Raw genomic sequence first — 17,992 nt, 5'->3', positions numbered from 1 at the left:
TCAACCATCAATTATAGAGAGCGTCCTGCTCAGCGCGCAGCGCATGAGACAGGCTGTCTGTCGGCGCTTCCACATCGTCCCAGGTCAGAACCTGATCCTTCGGAACATCGCGCTTCAGCTTGCAATTTTCTGCCAGCCCCATGGGCAGCAGGTTTTCGGCAACGGCCGTGTCGTAATTTTCGCATTGGCCATAGGTCATGTAATAGCCCAGCCCGTCCAGCGTCTCGCCAGCCTTGAGGTCAATCTTCGCACTGGCTACGCATTCGACTGTCGGTCGGCCAATCGGCGCGATGACGGTGTCAGTGCACAAGGCTACGCGCGCAGCCGAGATATGAACCTCCAAGGCCGTAAGATGCCATGGTACGTAGAAGGAATAAACCGGGCCTTCGCCCAGCTTGCCATAATTCAGATAATGCGCCTGGGTTTTGTCCTGCGCTTCGGCGAATACATAGATGCCAGGGCTAGGTTTCGCGCCGACGACATAGTCGACGATCCCGCCCAGTTCGCGCATCTGGTCCAGATCGTACATGTCGACCATCTCGTCGACATGGCCCTTGTATTCGATGCCAATCATGCCGCGCTGCGCCACTTTCATGCCGGTCGCGTTGCCGACAATAGCCTGCTCCATGGAAATTTTGGTGCCGTCCGCAAAGGAGGTGACCATGTTAGGTGTCTGGCCCCATTGCTTGGCAAAGGCGGCCTGTGTGGTCGGGTTACGATAGCGATCCTGCAGACCCTTGATGTTGCCGCAGAGCAGGGGCTTCAGGCCCAGCGTCTGCACATAGCGCAACAGGTTCATCTGCACGCCCGGCTGATCACCGTCACAACCTGACAAGATGACGCCTGCCTTGTCGGCCTTGTCCTTAAGGATGGAGCCAACCGTTGCGTCCAGCTCTACATTCATGGATACCATATGCTTGCCGGCATTGATGGAGGCGATCGTGGCCTTGGCGCCATATTCGACATGGCCGGTTGACTCGATCACGACTTCGATGCCTGCGGCCTCGACCATAACCTGGATGTCCGATGTGATCGCGAACTTGCCTGCGCGGATCGCGTCGTCCAGCTGCGCAGCGGTCGTACACTCGACAATCATGTCATCCGGCACTCCGGCTACATGGTAGGCGTCACGGGCGGCGCTCAGTGTGCGGTTGCAGATCGTGGCGATCCGCATACCCGGTGTGTAGCGCGTTACCTGGTTGACGATGCCCTTGGCCATGAAGCCTGCACCGAACAGACCGACCTGCAAAGGTTTCAGTTCCTCGGCGCGTTTTGCGAGAGCGGTATCGACAATGATCATGAGTATACTCCAGAGGCACAATCCCAAAGCAAGAAACATGCCCGGATTGTCAGGGTCTGACTGACTAAAACGGCCATCCTTAAACGCTTGTCAAATGGAAGCGTCGTGTATTCAGAACTTCTTGCACGAATGAGGCAAAGCTTGATCTTTCTGTCTCAAAAGGATCCGCATTCTAATGGCTTTCCGACATCAATTCAGAGCCACGGAGCCCACGGGGCCTTGCCGCTCTCCCACAGCTGTTCCAACACGTTTCGGTCACGCAGCGTGTCCATAGCCTGCCAGAAGCCGCGATGGCGATAGGCTGCCAGCTGGCCGGCATCGACCAGCCTGCGCAGGGGCTCCTGTTCCCATACCGTATCGTCCCCGTCGATCAGGTCGAAGACAGATGGCTCACAGACAAAGAAGCCGCCATTGATCATGCCGACATCTTCCTTGTCCTTTTCGCGGAAGGCCTCGACCTTTTCGCCGGACTCGTCAAAGGCCAGCACACCAAAGCGGCCAGGCGGCACAACGGCTGTCACGGTGCAGGCCATGCCTTTCTCTCTATGGAACTCGACCAGCTTGGCGATGTCCACATCCGAGACACCATCGCCATAGGTCAGGCAGAATGTTTCATCTCCGACAATCTCGCGCGCGCGGCGAATACGCCCGCCAGTCATGGAATCTGCGCCGGTATCAAGCACCGTCACCTTCCACGGCTCGGCGTTATGGCGCTGCCAGACCAGTTCCCCGGTTTGCAAATCCACAGTAAAATCGCTGGAGGTGCGGGTGTAATTCAGGAAGTAATCCCGAATGAATTCAACCTTGTATCCGCCCAAAACGACGAACTCGTTAAAACCGTAATGGGAGTAACTTTTCATGATGTGCCACAGAATGGGACGGGCGCCGACCTCCACCATAGGTTTCGGACGGATCGTCGTTTCTTCGCTGAGGCGCGTACCAAATCCACCGGCAAGGATCAGGACTTTCATGAAAATGTCTCCCTTTGTCTGTCCGGTTATGCAGACATTGTTCCAGTTTTAAGCTTGAACCCACCCGCACAGGCAATCAATCTGCGATCATCTAGTAGAGGATAAGTTTACATGCTGTTTCACAAGACAGATCTATTGGGCGCATTCCTGATAAAGCTGGAGGCGCGCGGGGACGAGCGGGGCATGTTTGCCCGGACATTCTGCATCAATGAGTTCGCCGCCCATGGCCTGGAAACCCGCTTTGTAAACCAGAACATGTCTGTTTCGGCTGAGCAGGGCACGCTGCGCGGCATGCACTGCCAGATTGAGCCAAGCGCCGAAGTGAAAGTAATCCGCTGCGTCCGCGGCGCGATTTTTGACGTGATCGTAGACATCCGCCCGGACAGCCCGACCTATCTTAAATGGCAGGGCTTTGAATTGACTGAGCAAAACAAGGATCAGCTCTACATCCCGAAAGGTTTCCTTCACGGCTTCCAAACTCTGCTGAATGATACCGAGGTCAGCTATCTCGTGTCGGAATTCTACGCACCAGAAGCAGAGCGCGGCGCGCGCCATGATGACCCGGCCTTCGGTATTGAATGGCCGGTGCCGGTCACGGTGCTGTCAGACAAGGATGCGTCCTGGGCAGACTATAAAGCATCAGCTTTCAAGGCATGAAGATGCGTTAGCGGGTCTTGCTGTCGATAAAGGCTTTCAACGCGCCAATATTCGGCAGCTCGGCCAGCTCGTTTCCGGGGAACTGAAAGCCGAACTCCTGCTCGATCGCAAACATCAGATTGATGTGGGCCAGGCTGTCCCATCCGTCGACATCCGCGGCGGTCATATCATCTGACAGTTCCAGATCATCATCCAGGAAAACAGTCTGGAAGACTTCATTCAAACGGGTTTCAGTAGACATGATCAGGCCTCAACGCGTGTATTGACAGCAATATAGGGGCTCGAAATATCGCCCTGTTTTTCAATGTCGTATTCCCAAATTGTCTTGCCGTCGTCCAGTTTTGCGATGCAATCAAATCCGAAATCGGCATATTTCGTTTCAACCAGCGCGTTTTTGGCGGTGGGAATGTAACTCCCGCGCAGCTTCTTCAGGCCTTGCGCACGGGCCTGCAGGCACAGCTCTCCCAACAATGCATCTTCCACCGTGCGCCCGATTACCCGGCAACTCATCAGCCATAGGTGAATGTCCATCGCGCTTTCCACCAGTCGCGCCATGATCATGCTGACCAGCCCGTGGTCAGTAAATTTGTCGGCCAGTTTCAGGGATAGGTTCACCGCACCATCCTGTTGCATGAAGTCGCGAATGTCGGCCTCCGAATAGCGATAGGTCGTCAAATTGAACTGGTTGGACTTGCCAATCAGCTGCACGATGCGCGGCATATTGAAGTCGTTGAATGGCTCGATCTCGGCCTTCATGTGCAGGGATTTGTAGAAGTCAGGCAGGGAGGCCGTCGTCGCCTGCATCTCCGCGATGCGGGACTTGGCCCGGTATTGCTCGGTCTTGTTGGCATCTTCTCGCGTATAGCTGACCGTCTCGAAGCCGAGATAGTCGCCCAGCACGCGCACATAACCGGCCGGGTCTTCCGGCATCGGTAGCACGTCCACCTCCGGCACAAGCTCGCGAACCGTTGCGCGTTCGACCGGATTGTCATCAGCAAAGACCAGGCTGTCGAGGCCGATATTCAGCGTCTTGGCTATATGTTTGATGTTCTCGGCCTTGTTCGTCCAGTTAGCGACGAACATGGCGAAATCGTCCAGCTTCAGCACCATGTCCGGATGTTTCTCGAACGGCTCGCGTGCATCGGCATCATTGTTCTTGGAGCAGACTGCCAGAATGACGCCGCGCTGTTGCAGGCGCTTCACAGCCATCTGGAAAGCCAGGAAGGCTTCGCTCTTTGCATCCCCCTGGCCGATCTTGATCCCTGCCAGCCCGTCTTCCCCGATCACACCACCCCAGCACGTATTATCCAAATCCAGCACGAGGCATTTCTTCGTCAGCCCGAACTCGGCTGCGATAAGCGCCGCCATATGACGCGCCAGCAGAGGCAGGGCTTTAAAGCTGACGCCTTGCTTGGAGAGGTGCCAGTAGCGATCATCAAACCAAGCGCGCTTACCGATTTGGGCTGATATTGCCTCGACATCCACCAGCGTGACGCCACCCAGCTCATTCGCCTTTCGGGCCAAATCATTATTCACTGCATGAATGATCGTGCGGCGGCTTTCCGGCACGCGGGAAGACAGGTGCCCGAAGGCTTCATCCAGTGGTGCGGCAATATTGGTGCACAGGATGCGCGCCTTGCAGTTCTGGCGGATGGACTGCCAGATCATCGAGACATCCTGCGTTGCTTCCGTGACAGTTTCCTGAACAGACAGATCACTGACGGATCGTTCCAGATCGCTATGGTGCAGGGCGATCACGATAACGTCCGGGTCAAAAGCATACATCTGTGAATCGGGCGACAGCGCGTCCTGGCGATGCTGCCCATAATCGGCAACAGCCACTTCGATATTCACATTTACGGCCAGCGCGGCCAGCTGCAGTAACGGCGCCAATTGGGCCAGCGTATAGCTGCCGGTCAGCCACACGCGCCCCGTCCGCTTGGCATGCGGCGCGGAAAGGCCGGGATTGTCCTTCAGCAATTTGCGCAACAGGCCGCTGGCGGCTTGCCAGGCGGGGAAGTCATCTCCGCCACGGGTCAGCAGTGCCAGCCAGTCAAGGGCCTTGTCCTTTTGTCCCGTGCCAGCATGACATTGTGCGACCGCCAGGCAGGTTTTCTCATCGGGTGCTTCGACATTGGCGAGCGCCGCGTCATAGGCGGCGATGGCGCCTTGGTAATTCTTTTCGCGTTTCAGGGCAGCGGCTTCGGCCAGCTTGTCTGATGCGGTCATTCTACTCGACGTCCTGGACAGGTGTTGGTGCCGGTTTCGGCTTAGGCATGGTAATCACGCGGGAGGCTGGCGCAAAGACGGTTGAGCCCGGCTTGATATGGGTCTGCACTACAGCATTGGGGCCGACCTTGGTGTCATCGCCCAGCTGGACCGGTCCGATCACGACACTACCGGCACCCAGCGTCACGCGGCTGCCCAGCACAGGGGCTTCGCTTATGTCATAGGTTGCGCCTGCACCAATCGTTACACATTGGCGGATCATGCAGTCATCGCCGATTGTTGCATGGCGGTGGATCACAATGCCGCCCTGGTGCGCAATCACCAGCCGACGGCCCACCTTTGCGGTATCGTGCAGCTCAATCCCGTACACTGTACGTACACGGTGGTTCATCAAATAGTAGAGCAAGCCCATCACCTTGCGCAGCGGGGAAAATTTGATCACTTTGCGCCATGTGCCAAAGCGATGCACGGCCACCGCGCGAAAGCCTGGCTCGGCCCAGCGGCGATTATTTGCCGCATAATCCTCTTTCAGGATCGTCCAGAAGCCATGCTTGCCAATCAGGTCAGGTCCGTACAGGACCGGCTCGTCCATGCACGTATCTGAGTGATTTTCATCTTTGTTCATTGACACTTTGCCCACCCCTGGAAGAAGAGGTGTGCCGTGCCGGGCGAACACCCCTTTTAGTAGAACACTTTCTTTTCACGCCTTTTAAAACGCCTGCTGCACTGGTATGCAACTTGCGTTCCGTCAGGGTCTTCGCACCGAACTATACCCTCTAATTGATCGACTGTCTCAATGAGTGACCCCGCCGCTTACCCGCTCGTAACCGTGATTACGCCAGCTTACAATGCCGAAGCCTATTTGCGTGAGACAATGGAGTGTGTTCAGGCGCAAACTTGGCCAAATCTGGTACACTTGGTCATTGAGAATGCGTCAACTGACGCTACGGCAAGCATCATTGCCGAGTTTGAGAACGCCCGTGTTCCCGTCAAAGTCGTACGGCACGAGAATTTGCTGCCTCAGGTGGAAAACTGGAACTCCGCTTTCGCCCATCTGCCTGAAGGCGCGGAATGGTTTCGCCTGCTATGTGCCGATGACACCATGACGCCAGATGCCATCGAAAAGATGATGCAGGTGGCCCAACTGGATGACCAGATTGGCCTTGTGGCGTGCAAGGTCAATTATGGTGGGGATCTGGAAACTTACCAATGGCCTGACGGGCTTGCAGTTATGGAGGGCAAGGAAGCCATTCGCCGCTTCTTTCTCAATCAGGGCCATTTCCGCGCTCCGCATGTGCTAGTCAATGTGAAGGCCATTCCGGAAGATGGTGTCTATTTCGATTCCTGTGTGAATGCCTTCGATACGGACTCAGTCCTGCGTACACTGACGAAATGGCGATTTGGTTTTGTCCATGAATACATTGCCAATACACGCGTTCACGAAGACACGGTGACCTCCCGCTTCGTTGCGCCGAAACGTCTGCACCTTCTGGACTGGTATCACTACCTTCTGCGCTATGCCGCCGTGGCCTTTCCGGAGGATGACGGCCGCACCATCCTCCAGCATTACAAGCGCCACTATCTGCGCCGACTGATCGCGCTGCGGCGTGAGGATGAGAATGGCAAGATCTGGGAAGAGCATATGACCCGGCTGGACAGGCTGGATGCGCGTCCCACCGTGCTGGACTTTATAGATGCCATGGCAGATCGCTTGCTGATCGCCGTCGGCATGCGTCCGAAATGGTATGCCTATCCCTGGTAAGGCGATGTATGGCAGGTTGACTGCGCCTGAATTTCTTTGCCTGAATCCGTCGCATAGGCTGCGCCTTCATTCTGTCTGGCATGAGCAATCCAGACTTCATCAATCAAGGCTTTGAACAGGCGCGTTATGCCCTGACCAACATCATTGGCATGACGAACGCACAGCTGCAGCCGAAAACCTTGCCACGTAGCCTGAAACAGCGCGCGTCAGGTCGATTGTCCCAACTTGAAACCATTGTTCGCCGTTTGCTCTACCTGATGGCGCTGATGCTAGGCCTGCCTGAGCGGCAGGTCTCGCGCCAGACATATCCACGCCAATTGCCGGAAGGGGCTGAGATCGTTTCCTTTCCCGCCCAGCGTCGCTTTGCCCTGTCTGCAAAGAAGGTGGCTGTTGCGACGGGGGCGCTGCCCCAGAAGATGCCATTCCGAGATGGCCAGCCGATTCCGGCAGCGCCTTTTCTCGCACGCCTTGCGGCGCTCTATCGTGTCCTGAAAGACCCGGATACTCATGCAAAGCGCCTGGCGCACGCCATCGCTCGGCAAAGAGAGAAGGGAGAGCCTGTGCCGCACGTTTTGCCCCTTGCCAGCGCGTTCCGCCTTCGGCCGGAACTCGGCATTGTGTCGGCGGCTTTGCCAGGCATGATCCGCGCGCGGCTTCAGGATGCCTGGAATACCAGCTGAGCGAGCCTCGCAATCACGCCATCTGCCGTGCCTTCACCAGAGGGCGCGGATACAGGTGCAGGCCAATCAATCACGCGAAACGTCTTGTCTGTCCCAGCGACAACCGCATTATGAGCAGGAAAAATCCGGAGGAAACCACATGCCCGCAACGAATGTCCTGTCTGACCTGCGCATCGCCGATATGACGACCGTCATCTTCGGCCCGTACTGCACGCAGACCCTGGCAGACATGGGGGCTGAAGTGGTTAAGGTCGAACCGAAAAATGGCGATGATTTCCGCAATGTCGGCAAGCCTGCCAACACCAAGGGTATGGGGCCGTGCCACCTGACCATGAATCGCGGCAAGCGTTCTGTGGTCTGGGACATGAAATCTGATGAAGGGCAGGCCGCCATCCGCAAGCTGATCCAAAACAGCGATGTCTTCATCCACAATATCCGCGCCGATGCTGTGGCTCGCCTCGGCCTCACTTTTGAGGAGGTGAAGAAGATCAAGCCGGATATCGTTTATGTCCATTGCGTCGGCTTTGGCTCGGAAGGGCCTTATGCGGGGCGCCCGGCCTATGATGACCTGATCCAGGGCCTGTCCGGCGCGACCATGCTGTTGCCAAAGGTAGACGGCAATGAGCGTCCGCGCTTCATCCCGACCGCTTTTGCCGACAAGGTCTCAGGCTTGCATGCCGTCTACGCAACGCTTGCTGCCCTGCGCCAGCGGGACCGGACAGGTGAGGCCGTGCATGTCGAAGTGCCGATGTTTGAATGCATCACGCACTTCCTGCTGGAAGAGCATTTCTATGAGGCGGTCTTCGATCCGGCTGTCGGGCCATTCTGCTACCAGCGCCAGGTGGACCCGTGCCGGCAGCCGCTGAAAACGTCCAATGGTTATATCGTCATCGCGCCTTATGTAGACGCGCGCTGGGTCAAACTGTTCGATGTGATTGGCGCACCGCAGGAGCTTGAAGACGAACGCATCAATGATTATCGCGGCCGTTATTTCAACATGGACTATATGATGGATCGGGTTCAGCACTACTTTAAGGATCAAACAACGGAGCATTGGCTGGAGGTGCTAGCCGGCGCGGACATTCCTGCCGCCAAGGCGAATGACTTCCCGGACCTTCAGGAAGACCCGCACCTCAAGGCGGTCAATTTCTTCCAGCGGCGAGAGCATCCAACCGAAGGCGGCTATTGGGAAACCCAGCCGCCGGTACACTTTATCGGGGCGCCGAAAAAGGAAATCCGCCCTGCGCCGAGGATTGGAGAGCATACGGAAGAAGTTCTCGCAGAGCTTGGCCTGTCACTGGACTAGATCGCGCCGATCCCCCGCGCGAGCGCATTCCAAGCATCGCGATTGTACTGCTTGGTAACGCGGGCATCTGTCACCCACATGAAGCCATGCGGTGCGCCGGGATAGACGTGCAGCTCAACCGGAACGCCTGCGGCCATCAGACGGCGGGCATATTCCAGGTTCTCCTCCGTGAAGAGGTCCATCGCGCCGGTTGCCATGAAAACTGGAGGAAGGTCGGAAAGGTCTTCCGCCCGCGCCGCGGCGGCATAAGGCGAAATGCCATCTGATCCGGGGGCTGCGCCGAGAAGACATGACCAGCCGAAATGGTTCATCTCATTGGTCCATACCAATTCCCCGAACATCGAGGATAGGTCGGTCCGCGTGGCTGTCCGGTCGTCAATCATCGGGAAGATCAGTTGTTGGTGACAGAATGAAAATTCCTTCCGATCACGCACCAACAGGGCCAGCGCCGCCGCCAGCCCTCCGCCCGCACTTTCCCCGGCCACCGCAATACGGGAAGTATCAATGCCCAGCTGACCCGCATTATCATGCATCCACGCCAGCGCCGCATAGGCATCCTCAACATTGCCTGGATAGCTCGTTTCCGGCCCCAGCCGGTAAGCTGGCGCCACAACAATGGCGTCCATCCCCTTCGCCCAGGCTGTGCATTGCGGTGCCATCGTGTCGGGATTGCCGAGAACATAACCTCCGCCATGAAGGTGCAGAATGGCCGGACGGTCTGTCCGGTCAGATCCGGTGCGATAGATTTTCATCCGTACATCCGGGTCGCCGTTTCGTCCCGGCGCCATTTCCTGAACAATGCTGACCTCTGGCGGCAGCGACGGCATTGTGGCCATTGCAAAGTCCGTGCGCACTTTGCGAATTTCAGGCAAGGCTTCGCGGGTCAATTCCGTTGGGGGCAGCGCTTCGAAAAAGGCTTTCAGTTCAGGGTCGAGCAGATACTTGGAAGACATGGCTTTTCCTCCTCAGGGGCCGCCATCCACGCGAAGGATGACGCCTGTCGTGAAGCTGGAGGAATCCGTCGCCAGATACAAGGCGGCCGTCACAATCTCTTCCGGGCGGCCAGGGCGATGAAGTGCGTTATTCGCCGTCTGACGGGCTTCATCGGTCCAGGCTTTGGAAATATCCGTCAGGAAAGGCCCTGCGGCGATGCAATTCACCCGCACTTCCGGGCCATATTCGCGGGCCATCGACGTCGTCATCGCATTTAGCGCCGCTTTAGCACCTGCATAGGGAACAACCGCCGGCATCGGCACCAGCGATGCAATGGAGGAAATATTGATAATACACCCACGTCCGGCCTTTTTCATCCGATCACCGATGATGGATGAAAGGCGGAAAGGGCCTTTGAAATTCAGATTCATGACGCTATCGAACAAATTTTCCGGCACTTCATGGCTCGGCACCATCGGGCCCATGCCGGCATTGTTGACCAGAATGTCGACCCGGCCATATTCAGTATAGGCCTTCTCAATCAGCGCATCTATGTCGTCCCAGCGTCCGCAATGCGCGCCCACGGCCAGTGCTTTTCGCCCCATCGCGCGCACTTCCTCGGCCACTTCTTCGCAGGCGTCCTGATTGCGGCTGGCAATGATCACATCCGCGCCGCGCTCTGCAAACGCCTTGACCATTTGGTAGCCAAGCCCGCGGCTGCCGCCCGTAATCAGCGCAATTTTTCCCTCAAGACTGAAAAGCGGATCTGTCATGCGTTCCTCCTGTTTTGCCAGCCACTGTACTGGCGTGTTCAGGACGCACCAGACATGTCGCGGCGGCAGGTGGCCAGCAATACAGAGCCAGAAAATCAGAGAAACGCTTTCAGGTCCGTCAGGAACTCATCCAGCTTGTCATGGTGAAGCCAGTGCCCGGCATCCTTGTAGAGTTTCACGCGCGCATTCCTGAAATGCTGGACGCGGCCATCTTCTGCGGGATTGGACGCCCAGCTCTTGTCACCATACATCAGCAGGGTCGGGCAGGTGATGTTCTGCCACAACTGCTCCACATCTTCCTGCGGCATGTCATACGGCGTGAAGATCCGCATGTAATTGTCGAACTTCCAGGAATAGGTGCCATCCTCATTCTGGCTGATGCCATGGATTGTCAGGTGGCGCGCCTGGGCATCGGAGAGGTAGGTATTCTCCTCCTTCATCCGCGTGTAGGCCTCATCCAGGCTCTCATATTTCCGGGGCAGACGACCCGCGCTGGCGCGCTTGGATTCGATCCACTCCTTCATCCGGTCTGCCGGTGTGACCTTGGCGCGCTCTTCCATCATCTTGGGCGAGGGACCGAGGCCCTCAATCGCGACGATCTTCTTCACCATGTCCGGATAGATCCCGGCATAGCGAAGCGCGATATTACCGCCATAGGAATGGGCCACGATCGTCACCGGCCCGGCATTCAACTGGTGGATCAGCTGCGCAAGATCATAGACGCAGGCGCGCGGCGAATATTCGCCATCGGCCGACCAGGCGCTGTCGCCATGACCGCGTAGATCCGGCGCAATGACGTGCCAGTCCTCGCGCAATTCCTGCGCAACCCAGTCCCAGCTGCGGCAATGATCGCGCCCGCCATGCAGCAGAATTAGAATGGGCGCGCCTTCATTTCCCCAGTCCACATAATGAAGCCGGAGGCGCTGCGAATAGTATGAGTGTGATGTTGGCCCTGTAATCATAAAGGCGAGTTTCGGCCCCTGAACACGGCTTGTCCAGATACTCCGCAGCGGCAAGCGCTGGCAGGCCTCAACAGGCCCGCTCTCGACACTTGGGGTCAGCGGGATAAATGAAAGGGAAGCGCGAAGCTCAGTCAGGACAATTCATGCACGACATCAGTTTCAAGGGATTTGCCGGAGTTGCTCTCAAAGGAGATGTTTCCGGTGATGAGAACGACCCCTCTGTGCTTCTGGTTCATGGGGTGGGCCAGAGCCGGGACGACTGGAATGATGTGGCCGATGCCCTACGTCAGGCAGGTCGGCGCGTTCTGAGAGTGGATTTGCGCGGTCATGGCGAAAGCGAATGGCCCGAAGATGGTCGCTATGATTTTGACGCCTGTGTTGAAGACCTTCGCTGCGTTCTGGCGCAGATGGCTTCGCGGCCCGTTGTGGTGGCTTCATCTCTGGCGGGCTGGATTGCGACCGCAGCGATCGGCGAAGATGGCGCGCATCTGGCATCTGGTCTGGTTCTGGTCGATGCACCGCCTGATTCCGAAACCGGCTCTGCCGAAAGGTCTGATGCGGCTATCAAGACCGTTGCGGAAGCAGCCTTGTCGTCGGGGCGATTTGATCCGCGCTTTCAAGAGACGTTCCATTCTAATGACCTGGTCCACAGAGTTCAGGCTGCGGCCAGTGATATTCGCTTGCCGGTTCTGTTCGTGCGCGGTGCGCTCAGCCGGATTACGCCCGCCGAAGAGGCAGGCCGGTTTGCCGGGCGCTTTGCCGATGCGGAATATGCCGAAGTCAGCGAAGCAGGCCACGTGGTCGCGACAGATTCTGCTGATCTGTTCAACGCGACTCTTCTGGATTTTCTGGAGAGACGCGTGCCACGTTCGGTGCCGGAATATCGCTCAGGTTCTGATGCGCGGACGCTGCGCGATGCGATGGGCTGCTTTGCCACCGGCGTGACAGTTGTGACGGCAAAGGCCGCAGATGGAACGCCAATCGGGCTGACCGCGAATTCGTTCACATCGGTCTCCCTCGACCCGCCTCTGCTGCTGGTCTGTATTGCGAATACGTCGAAGAGTCGCGCTGCGCTGGAGGAGGCAGAAACCTTTGCTGTCAATGTACTGCATATCGGTCAGCAACCGACTTCGAACCTCTTTGCCAAGCCCGGAGAAGACCGGTTCTCACAAACTCCCTGGGAGACTGGCCAGCATGATGTTCCGCTACTTTCTGGAGCACTGGCGAATTTTGAATGCCGGCGGCATGCGGTCCATAAGGGCGGAGATCATATCATTCTGATAGGTGAGGTGATGAGGGCAAAATTCGACCCCAGACGCGATCCCCTCCTTTATTTTAATGGCAAGTATCGCCGTCTTCACTTCGCATGAAAAATGTGGAACGGTTTCGTCAGGATATGAATATATCTCTAAATCGGACTGTTTATACCCCCAAAGGGGCAGTGTGGTAATTGCCTATTAAAGGTTTAATGCAAGTATAGACACTGGCTTATATTTGGTTGCGGGGGCTGGCGATCAGATGCGAGGGGGCTTAGATGAAAAAGGATGCACGTAATACGGCTAAGCCGACGTCATCTGCTTATCCGCCCGCCCGTTATACTGACAATCGTCATGAGTCGCTCGAAAAGGGCCTGAAGGACGTCTATAATGAGACGCTTAAGCAGCCTATTCCTGACAAGCTTCTCAGGCTGATGCAGCAATTGAAGGAAGCTGAAGACCTTAAAACCAGGAAGTAGGGCAGAGCCTGACCATTCAGCTAGCGGGCTGAGCGGTTTCGTCTTCCATTGGATTTTCAGCCATTTCCAGTCTCTTTCGAGCCAGATCCCTGACGCGCTGGTATCTTTTCTGAGCTGCTTCTGTTGCTGATGAATTTTGCGGTATACGCCGGGACGCTTGCCCAAGCGATTTTACCGTCCTGTTCAAAAGTGGCACTTTCCAAGCCATCACCATCCTCCTGCCTTGCCTGGTTTGCAGTATGGGGAAATACGCCCCGTGGTTTGCACACCTGTTCCGACTGGATGAGCCTGACTTCTGGGGACAGGGCCGTGTCCAGTGCGGCAGTAATGTCACACTAACGGGTAAACGCGTCTCAGGCGAGTTACTTTTTTATAATGACGGGCGAATCCCTTTCGCAAGGGAGGGGATGTCCGGAACTCAGGCAGGAACGCTGAAAAGACTAGCGGCGGCCGGTTGGATTGTCTGGTGTGGCTTCGTCCGTTCGGGGCAGCTGAACTGCGCCGATCGTACCGAAGATCTGTTCCCAGAAGCCAAGTTCGCGACCGCGCGTTGGTGTTTCACGCGATGCGTAGTTGATGATTTGCCCCGCATCGGCATCGTACTCAACCACGTCTTCAACCTTATCGTCCGTGCCGAAGCGGATGGCGACAACGCTGCGCTTGGTGATCTTTGGTTTCAGGAAGGCAATGCGCTCCTGAATGTCGGACATGTAGATCCAAGTATTTTCATCGAAAACGCTGATCGTAGACGGGGAGCCGAGTTTGGCAAGGACTGTGGAGCGCGTGTCTTCGCCGGGTGCCATGTCCCGCGGTTGCGCCTCGTCAGCGACATAGCCATGATAATCCCGTGACGGAGTGAGACAGGCCGTCAGAGGCAGGGCCAGTACCGATAAGGCCAGAATCGCGCATCGCGACATCGGAATACTCCTGATAACTCGTTGGCAAAGACCTAGCGTTTGCGAGTATGGCTTGGCAAGCGCAGGTATGCAGGAGGCGAAGGGTTTTCCTATGTTATGGGCCAAGCGAAAACGCACGAACATCAAGCGCACAGCGGGTGCGCTTCACTCCGGCATGGTCATGGCCTCTCTTGAGCCCGTGCTGTATGAGCGTGGCTTGGCCATTGATACGTTTGAGGGTCGGGCGGCGATGGTGACCGCGCATGCAAGTCTGCTGATTCCCCGCCTGAAGGTCATGGAAAACCGCGAAGGTGACCGTCTGGCCGAAGCCGTAAACTCACTGATCCTGGATGGTTTTGACGCCTCATTCCGTGAAAAAGGCGTCGGGGATTCGTCTATCGCCCGCAAAATGCGCAAGCTGGCGGAGGTCCATTACGGTCTTGGGAAGTCTCTGGCGGAGGCGTATTCTATAGAAAATGGTGCACGTCACGCGGCGGTTGAGGCCTGCGTTCTGCGTAACGCAATCTGTATGCCGGACAAGCAGACTGAGCTGGCAGACTATATGCTGGCACAGCGCCAATGGCTGGCGGAGCAGCCGGATGAGGCGTTTGTCTCCGGCGCGCTGATCTGGCCACATCCGGCCTGAGTTGCAATTCCTTCGCATGCGCGGCGTTGCCAAGGTGCGGGGCGCGCCTTAAACACCGCTGGGTAATCCGGACAAACTCGGTGGAGCTGGAAGGCCCGTGGCTAAAGGCACAATCCTGGCAGTTGATGCAATGGGCGGCGATAATGCCCCTGACGTGACCGTAGAGGGCGCTACAGCGTTCCTGTCGGCGCGCAAGGACGCATTTGTGCGCCTGCACGGCGATGAAGCGAAGCTGAAGCCTATTCTGGCAAAGTATTCTTCCGTAGCCGACAGAATGGAAATCGTTCACACGGAAGATATCATCACGGGTGACATGAAGCCCAGCCAGGCTCTGCGCCGTGGACGGAATTCCTCCATGTGGAACGCGCTGGAAGATGTGAAGGAAGGCCGGGCGAATGCCGCCGTGTCCGCAGGGAATACAGGCGCACTGATGGCCATTTCCATGCTGGTGCTACGCAAGATGGACGGCGTTCACCGCCCCGCCATGACGGCTGCCTGGCCGACCCTGCGTGGGCGCAGTGTGGTACTGGATGTAGGTGCGAATCTGGAGGCAGACGCCGCTCAGCTTGTTACCTTTGCGATCATGGGTGAAGCCTATGCGCGGGCGATTCTGGGAATTAAGCGCCCGACGATTGGCCTGCTGAATATCGGCTCTGAAGAGATGAAAGGCCATGACGAAATCCGCGAGGCCCATGAGTGGCTACGCGGTAGCGATCTGGAACTGGACTATCAGGGCTTTGTTGAGGGTGACGATATTTCCAGCGGCAAGGTGGATGTCATCGTCACGGATGGCTTTACAGGCAATGTTGCCCTGAAGGCCGGTGAAGGCGTCGCGCGCATGCTTGGGGTGCGGGTGCGCGAGGCCCTGACGGGAAACCTGTTCTCAAAGCTGGGTGCCGTGCTTGCCATGGGCGGCCTGAAGAATCTGCGCGCTCAGATGGATCCGAGCAATGTGAATGGCGGCGTACTGCTGGGGCTGGGCGGTGTATCCGTCAAAAGCCATGGCGGTACAGATGGCCGCGGCTTTGCCCGTGCTTGCCAGCTTGCAGCAGACCTCGCGACCAGCCATTATCGGGATGAGGTTGCCACGAACCTCGCAAAAATCCGGCAAAAAGGGATAGCAGCCGAATAACCGGCTCTATGAAAGGCATTTAATGGCACGGCGAAGCTTTATCCGTGGGACGGGCAGTTATCTTCCCACAAAGGTGCTGACCAATAACGATCTCTCCAAAATGGTCGATACATCTGATGAATGGATTGTCGAGCGCACGGGCATCCGCCAGCGACACGTAGCCGCCGAAGGCGAGATGACATCCGACATTGCCACGGCAGCCGCGCGGGATGCGCTGGCGGCGGCGGGTCTGACACCAGCGGATGTGGACCTGATCGTGCTGGGCACGACGACACCGGACCAGACTTTCCCGGCAACGGCTACGGCAGTTCAGGCGAAACTGGGCATGACCGGCGGCGCGGCCTTTGACGTTCAGGCTGTCTGTTCCGGATTCCTGTTCGCGCTGTCGACGGCAGATGCCATGCTGAAGCAGGGCCTCTTCAATACAGCGATTGTGATCGGCGCGGAAACCTTCACCCGCCTGTTGGACTGGTCTGATCGTGGCACCTGCGTGCTGTTCGGCGATGGCGGCGGAGCAGTCGTGCTGCAAGCGGAAGAGTGGGACGGCGCAGAAGATCAGGGCGTCATCACACACCATATCCGCACAGATGGCACCAAATCCGATCTGCTTTATGTTGATGGCGGCGTCAGCTCTACGGGCACGATTGGTCATGTCCGCATGGAAGGTAATCGTGTATTTCGTCATGCCGTGACGAATATTTCCGCGGCCATTCAGGCTGTGCTGGACGAGACCGGCCTGACCATTGAGGATATTGACTGGTTCGTACCACATCAGGCCAACAAGCGCATTTTGGATGCGGTGGCCAAGAAGATGAATATTGATGATGAGAAGGTTATCATCACAGTGGACAAGCACGCTAATACATCCGCTGCCTCCATTCCTCTTGCCCTGAATCATGCCGTGCGCACGGGGCGCGCCAAGAAGGGCGATCTGGTCCTGTCAGAAGCAATGGGCGGCGGCTTTTCGTGGGGCGCGAGCCTTTTCCGCCTCTAGCCTCACAGGCGAAAATCAGCATTATCAAAGTTCAGAAGGAACGCGGGCGCTAGGATTCCGTTAACAATCCTTGGCTATCCATTAACCAAAGCGGGAGAATCCCATGAGTAACCAGACCATCACACGCGCCGAAGTTACCGACGCAATTGTTCGTGAAGTAGGGGTTACGCGTCAGGAATCGTCTGATCTGCTGGACAAGACGCTGGAGCTGATAGGCTCTGCGCTTGAGAAGGAAGATGAGGTGAAGCTTTCTCGTTTTGGAAACTTTGTGGTGCGGTCGAAATCCGCGCGCGAAGGCCGTAACCCAAAAACCGGGGAAGAAGCCGTGATCGCGGCGCGCCGTGTCGTCACCTTCCGCCCCTCACCAATGCTCAAGGCGTTGGTCGACAAAAATTAGCCAGGAAGGATCCGCTTATGTCTGCAAGCCGCGCTCGTGTTGAAAAATCCGCCAAAGCATTCCGGTCAATCGGAGAAGCGGCAGCAGAGCTGGGGTTGGAGACACATGTGATCCGCTACTGGGAAACCAAGTTCACGCGCGATGTGCGGCCGGTAAAGCGCGCCGATGGACGCCGCATGTTCCGGCCACAAGACCTGGAAGCGCTGAGGGCGATCCAGATTCTGGTTCACGAAAAGGGTTTGACCCTGAAAGGCGCAAAGGCGCTGCTGGCTGAGCAGGGCGTGCTGGCCGTGCTGGCAGGCGAGGCTACTCTGGGTGCAGCAGCCCCGAGCCCGGCGCGGGAACTGCAGAAGAGCGTCGCCAAGGCTTTTGAGGCCGAGATCGAGGACACGGCAAAGACCGGCAGCCGTGAGCGCTTGGAAGATGCTCTGGTCGGCCTGACCGACCTGAAAGCCCGCCTGGATGCCGTCCGCCAGAAACGCGCAGCCTAATCCCACATAACGCATTGCGGAAAAGCGGAGGCTTGGTTACAAGCCGCCGGTGTCGGAGCGTGGCGCAGCCCGGTAGCGCACTCGCCTGGGGGGCGAGGGGTCGTAGGTTCGAATCCTATCGCTCCGAC

20 protein-coding genes and 1 tRNA gene are annotated in these 17,992 nt (G+C 57.2%); 12 read left to right on the top strand and 9 right to left on the bottom strand.

Features of this window, described 5'->3' with window-relative positions; genetic code table 11:
• Positions 1-7: 7 nt before the first annotated feature.
• Both HY2_RS04470 and rfbF read right to left on the bottom strand, forming a co-directional pair.
• The gene (locus HY2_RS04470; RefSeq protein ID WP_034825123.1) at positions 8-1,300 is read right to left on the bottom strand and encodes an NAD(P)H-dependent oxidoreductase; all 1,293 of its coding nucleotides are present in this window, start codon (positions 1,298-1,300) and stop codon (positions 8-10) included.
• A gap of 194 nt (positions 1,301-1,494) precedes the next feature.
• Positions 1,495-2,271 (bottom strand): glucose-1-phosphate cytidylyltransferase, encoded by a 777-nt coding sequence (rfbF, locus tag HY2_RS04465; RefSeq protein WP_034825121.1) that lies wholly within the window; start codon positions 2,269-2,271, stop codon positions 1,495-1,497.
• 111 nt (positions 2,272-2,382) lie between these two features.
• Between rfbF and rfbC the strand changes: the two genes are divergently transcribed.
• Positions 2,383-2,928, top strand: a complete 546-nt coding sequence (gene rfbC, locus HY2_RS04460; protein WP_034825119.1) for a dTDP-4-dehydrorhamnose 3,5-epimerase — start codon at positions 2,383-2,385, stop codon at positions 2,926-2,928.
• 7 nt (positions 2,929-2,935) lie between these two features.
• Here rfbC and HY2_RS04455 read toward each other — a convergent pair whose 3' ends face one another.
• From HY2_RS04455 to HY2_RS04445, 3 genes are read right to left on the bottom strand one after another with little or no spacing between them, the layout of a single operon-like run.
• Complete coding sequence (locus HY2_RS04455; protein WP_034825117.1) at positions 2,936-3,169, bottom strand: acyl carrier protein; 234 nt, start codon at positions 3,167-3,169, stop codon at positions 2,936-2,938.
• A gap of 2 nt (positions 3,170-3,171) precedes the next feature.
• The gene (locus tag HY2_RS04450) at positions 3,172-5,157 is read right to left on the bottom strand and encodes an HAD-IIIC family phosphatase (protein ID WP_051594716.1); all 1,986 of its coding nucleotides are present in this window, start codon (positions 5,155-5,157) and stop codon (positions 3,172-3,174) included.
• Position 5,158: 1 nt separating this feature from the next.
• Positions 5,159-5,749: a serine O-acetyltransferase gene (locus tag HY2_RS04445; RefSeq protein WP_081814929.1), complete on the bottom strand. Its 591-nt coding sequence runs from the start codon at positions 5,747-5,749 to the stop codon at positions 5,159-5,161.
• A 204-nt stretch (positions 5,750-5,953) separates the two neighbouring features.
• Between HY2_RS04445 and HY2_RS04440 the strand changes: the two genes are divergently transcribed.
• From HY2_RS04440 to HY2_RS04430, 3 genes are all read left to right on the top strand, one after another.
• Positions 5,954-6,919 carry a glycosyltransferase family 2 protein gene (locus tag HY2_RS04440; protein WP_034825115.1) on the top strand — a complete coding sequence of 322 codons (966 nt, stop codon included), beginning with the start codon at positions 5,954-5,956 and terminating at the stop codon, positions 6,917-6,919.
• 80 nt (positions 6,920-6,999) lie between these two features.
• On the top strand, positions 7,000-7,599 hold the full coding sequence (locus HY2_RS04435; RefSeq protein WP_034825113.1) for a hypothetical protein: 600 nt from the start codon (positions 7,000-7,002) through the stop codon (positions 7,597-7,599).
• A gap of 139 nt (positions 7,600-7,738) precedes the next feature.
• Positions 7,739-8,905, top strand: a complete 1,167-nt coding sequence (locus HY2_RS04430) for a CaiB/BaiF CoA transferase family protein (protein WP_034825111.1) — start codon at positions 7,739-7,741, stop codon at positions 8,903-8,905.
• Here HY2_RS04430 and HY2_RS04425 read toward each other — a convergent pair.
• The 3 genes from HY2_RS04425 to HY2_RS04415 all read right to left on the bottom strand — a co-directional run bounded on the left by HY2_RS04425 (position 8,902) and on the right by HY2_RS04415 (position 11,573).
• The gene (locus tag HY2_RS04425) at positions 8,902-9,858 is read right to left on the bottom strand and encodes an alpha/beta hydrolase (RefSeq protein ID WP_034825109.1); all 957 of its coding nucleotides are present in this window, start codon (positions 9,856-9,858) and stop codon (positions 8,902-8,904) included. The two genes, HY2_RS04430 and HY2_RS04425, sit on opposite strands and share 4 nt — an antisense overlap.
• 12 nt (positions 9,859-9,870) lie before the next feature.
• A complete protein-coding gene (locus HY2_RS04420; RefSeq protein WP_034825107.1) occupies positions 9,871-10,611 on the bottom strand; it encodes an SDR family NAD(P)-dependent oxidoreductase in 741 nt (246 codons plus the stop codon).
• Between the two features lie 95 nt (positions 10,612-10,706).
• A complete protein-coding gene (locus HY2_RS04415) occupies positions 10,707-11,573 on the bottom strand; it encodes an alpha/beta fold hydrolase (RefSeq protein ID WP_034825105.1) in 867 nt (288 codons plus the stop codon).
• 143 nt (positions 11,574-11,716) lie between these two features.
• On the opposite strand from HY2_RS04415, the gene HY2_RS04410 reads away from it, so the two are divergent.
• Both HY2_RS04410 and HY2_RS17285 read left to right on the top strand, forming a co-directional pair.
• Positions 11,717-12,943, top strand: a complete 1,227-nt coding sequence (locus HY2_RS04410; protein WP_034825103.1) for an alpha/beta fold hydrolase — start codon at positions 11,717-11,719, stop codon at positions 12,941-12,943.
• A gap of 164 nt (positions 12,944-13,107) precedes the next feature.
• Complete coding sequence (locus HY2_RS17285; protein ID WP_146617163.1) at positions 13,108-13,308, top strand: NepR family anti-sigma factor; 201 nt, start codon at positions 13,108-13,110, stop codon at positions 13,306-13,308.
• Between the two features lie 440 nt (positions 13,309-13,748).
• Here the strand turns inward: HY2_RS17285 and HY2_RS04400 are convergent, their stop codons facing one another.
• Positions 13,749-14,225: an outer membrane protein assembly factor BamE gene (locus HY2_RS04400; protein WP_034825099.1), complete on the bottom strand. Its 477-nt coding sequence runs from the start codon at positions 14,223-14,225 to the stop codon at positions 13,749-13,751.
• 67 nt (positions 14,226-14,292) lie between these two features.
• Here HY2_RS04400 and HY2_RS04395 point away from each other — a divergent pair, with 67 nt between their 5' ends.
• The 6 genes from HY2_RS04395 to HY2_RS04370 all read left to right on the top strand — a co-directional run bounded on the left by HY2_RS04395 (position 14,293) and on the right by HY2_RS04370 (position 17,991).
• Positions 14,293-14,850, top strand: coding sequence for a ubiquinol-cytochrome C chaperone family protein (locus HY2_RS04395; RefSeq protein ID WP_081814919.1), 558 nt, complete (start codon positions 14,293-14,295; stop codon positions 14,848-14,850).
• A gap of 97 nt (positions 14,851-14,947) precedes the next feature.
• Positions 14,948-15,982: a phosphate acyltransferase PlsX gene (gene plsX / locus HY2_RS04390; protein WP_081814918.1), complete on the top strand. Its 1,035-nt coding sequence runs from the start codon at positions 14,948-14,950 to the stop codon at positions 15,980-15,982.
• A 22-nt stretch (positions 15,983-16,004) separates the two neighbouring features.
• Complete coding sequence (locus HY2_RS04385; protein WP_034825093.1) at positions 16,005-16,976, top strand: beta-ketoacyl-ACP synthase III; 972 nt, start codon at positions 16,005-16,007, stop codon at positions 16,974-16,976.
• Positions 16,977-17,079: 103 nt separating this feature from the next.
• The gene (locus HY2_RS04380; protein WP_034825090.1) at positions 17,080-17,373 is read left to right on the top strand and encodes an integration host factor subunit alpha; all 294 of its coding nucleotides are present in this window, start codon (positions 17,080-17,082) and stop codon (positions 17,371-17,373) included.
• 17 nt (positions 17,374-17,390) lie between these two features.
• Positions 17,391-17,864, top strand: a complete 474-nt coding sequence (locus HY2_RS04375) for a MerR family transcriptional regulator (protein WP_034825089.1) — start codon at positions 17,391-17,393, stop codon at positions 17,862-17,864.
• A 53-nt stretch (positions 17,865-17,917) separates the two neighbouring features.
• A tRNA-Pro gene (locus HY2_RS04370) sits at positions 17,918-17,991 on the top strand.
• Position 17,992: the final 1 nt, after the last annotated feature.

The organism is Hyphomonas pacifica (assembly GCF_000682675.1).
In the GTDB taxonomy this organism is placed as follows: domain Bacteria; phylum Pseudomonadota; class Alphaproteobacteria; order Caulobacterales; family Hyphomonadaceae; genus Hyphomonas; species Hyphomonas pacifica.
Note: the sequence above shows the minus strand (reverse complement) of the source record. Positions and strands in the feature narration are given on the sequence as shown.

Excerpts from the sequence above, each read along its gene's own strand:
- HY2_RS04470 (WP_034825123.1), bottom strand. The coding sequence starts at position 1,300 with ATGATCATTGTCGATACCGCTCTCGCAAAACGCGCCGAGGAACTGAAA.
- rfbF (WP_034825121.1), bottom strand. The coding sequence starts at position 2,271 with ATGAAAGTCCTGATCCTTGCCGGTGGATTTGGTACGCGCCTCAGCGAA.
- rfbC (WP_034825119.1), top strand. The coding sequence starts at position 2,383 with ATGCTGTTTCACAAGACAGATCTATTGGGCGCATTCCTGATAAAGCTG.
- HY2_RS04455 (WP_034825117.1), bottom strand. The coding sequence starts at position 3,169 with ATGTCTACTGAAACCCGTTTGAATGAAGTCTTCCAGACTGTTTTCCTG.
- HY2_RS04450 (WP_051594716.1), bottom strand. The coding sequence starts at position 5,157 with ATGACCGCATCAGACAAGCTGGCCGAAGCCGCTGCCCTGAAACGCGAA.
- HY2_RS04445 (WP_081814929.1), bottom strand. The coding sequence starts at position 5,749 with ATGGACGAGCCGGTCCTGTACGGACCTGACCTGATTGGCAAGCATGGC.
- HY2_RS04440 (WP_034825115.1), top strand. The coding sequence starts at position 5,954 with ATGAGTGACCCCGCCGCTTACCCGCTCGTAACCGTGATTACGCCAGCT.
- HY2_RS04435 (WP_034825113.1), top strand. The coding sequence starts at position 7,000 with ATGAGCAATCCAGACTTCATCAATCAAGGCTTTGAACAGGCGCGTTAT.
- HY2_RS04430 (WP_034825111.1), top strand. The coding sequence starts at position 7,739 with ATGCCCGCAACGAATGTCCTGTCTGACCTGCGCATCGCCGATATGACG.
- HY2_RS04425 (WP_034825109.1), bottom strand. The coding sequence starts at position 9,858 with ATGTCTTCCAAGTATCTGCTCGACCCTGAACTGAAAGCCTTTTTCGAA.
- HY2_RS04420 (WP_034825107.1), bottom strand. The coding sequence starts at position 10,611 with ATGACAGATCCGCTTTTCAGTCTTGAGGGAAAAATTGCGCTGATTACG.
- HY2_RS04415 (WP_034825105.1), bottom strand. The coding sequence starts at position 11,573 with ATGATTACAGGGCCAACATCACACTCATACTATTCGCAGCGCCTCCGG.
- HY2_RS04410 (WP_034825103.1), top strand. The coding sequence starts at position 11,717 with ATGCACGACATCAGTTTCAAGGGATTTGCCGGAGTTGCTCTCAAAGGA.
- HY2_RS17285 (WP_146617163.1), top strand. The coding sequence starts at position 13,108 with ATGAAAAAGGATGCACGTAATACGGCTAAGCCGACGTCATCTGCTTAT.
- HY2_RS04400 (WP_034825099.1), bottom strand. The coding sequence starts at position 14,225 with ATGTCGCGATGCGCGATTCTGGCCTTATCGGTACTGGCCCTGCCTCTG.
- HY2_RS04395 (WP_081814919.1), top strand. The coding sequence starts at position 14,293 with ATGCAGGAGGCGAAGGGTTTTCCTATGTTATGGGCCAAGCGAAAACGC.
- HY2_RS04385 (WP_034825093.1), top strand. The coding sequence starts at position 16,005 with ATGGCACGGCGAAGCTTTATCCGTGGGACGGGCAGTTATCTTCCCACA.
- HY2_RS04380 (WP_034825090.1), top strand. The coding sequence starts at position 17,080 with ATGAGTAACCAGACCATCACACGCGCCGAAGTTACCGACGCAATTGTT.
- HY2_RS04375 (WP_034825089.1), top strand. The coding sequence starts at position 17,391 with ATGTCTGCAAGCCGCGCTCGTGTTGAAAAATCCGCCAAAGCATTCCGG.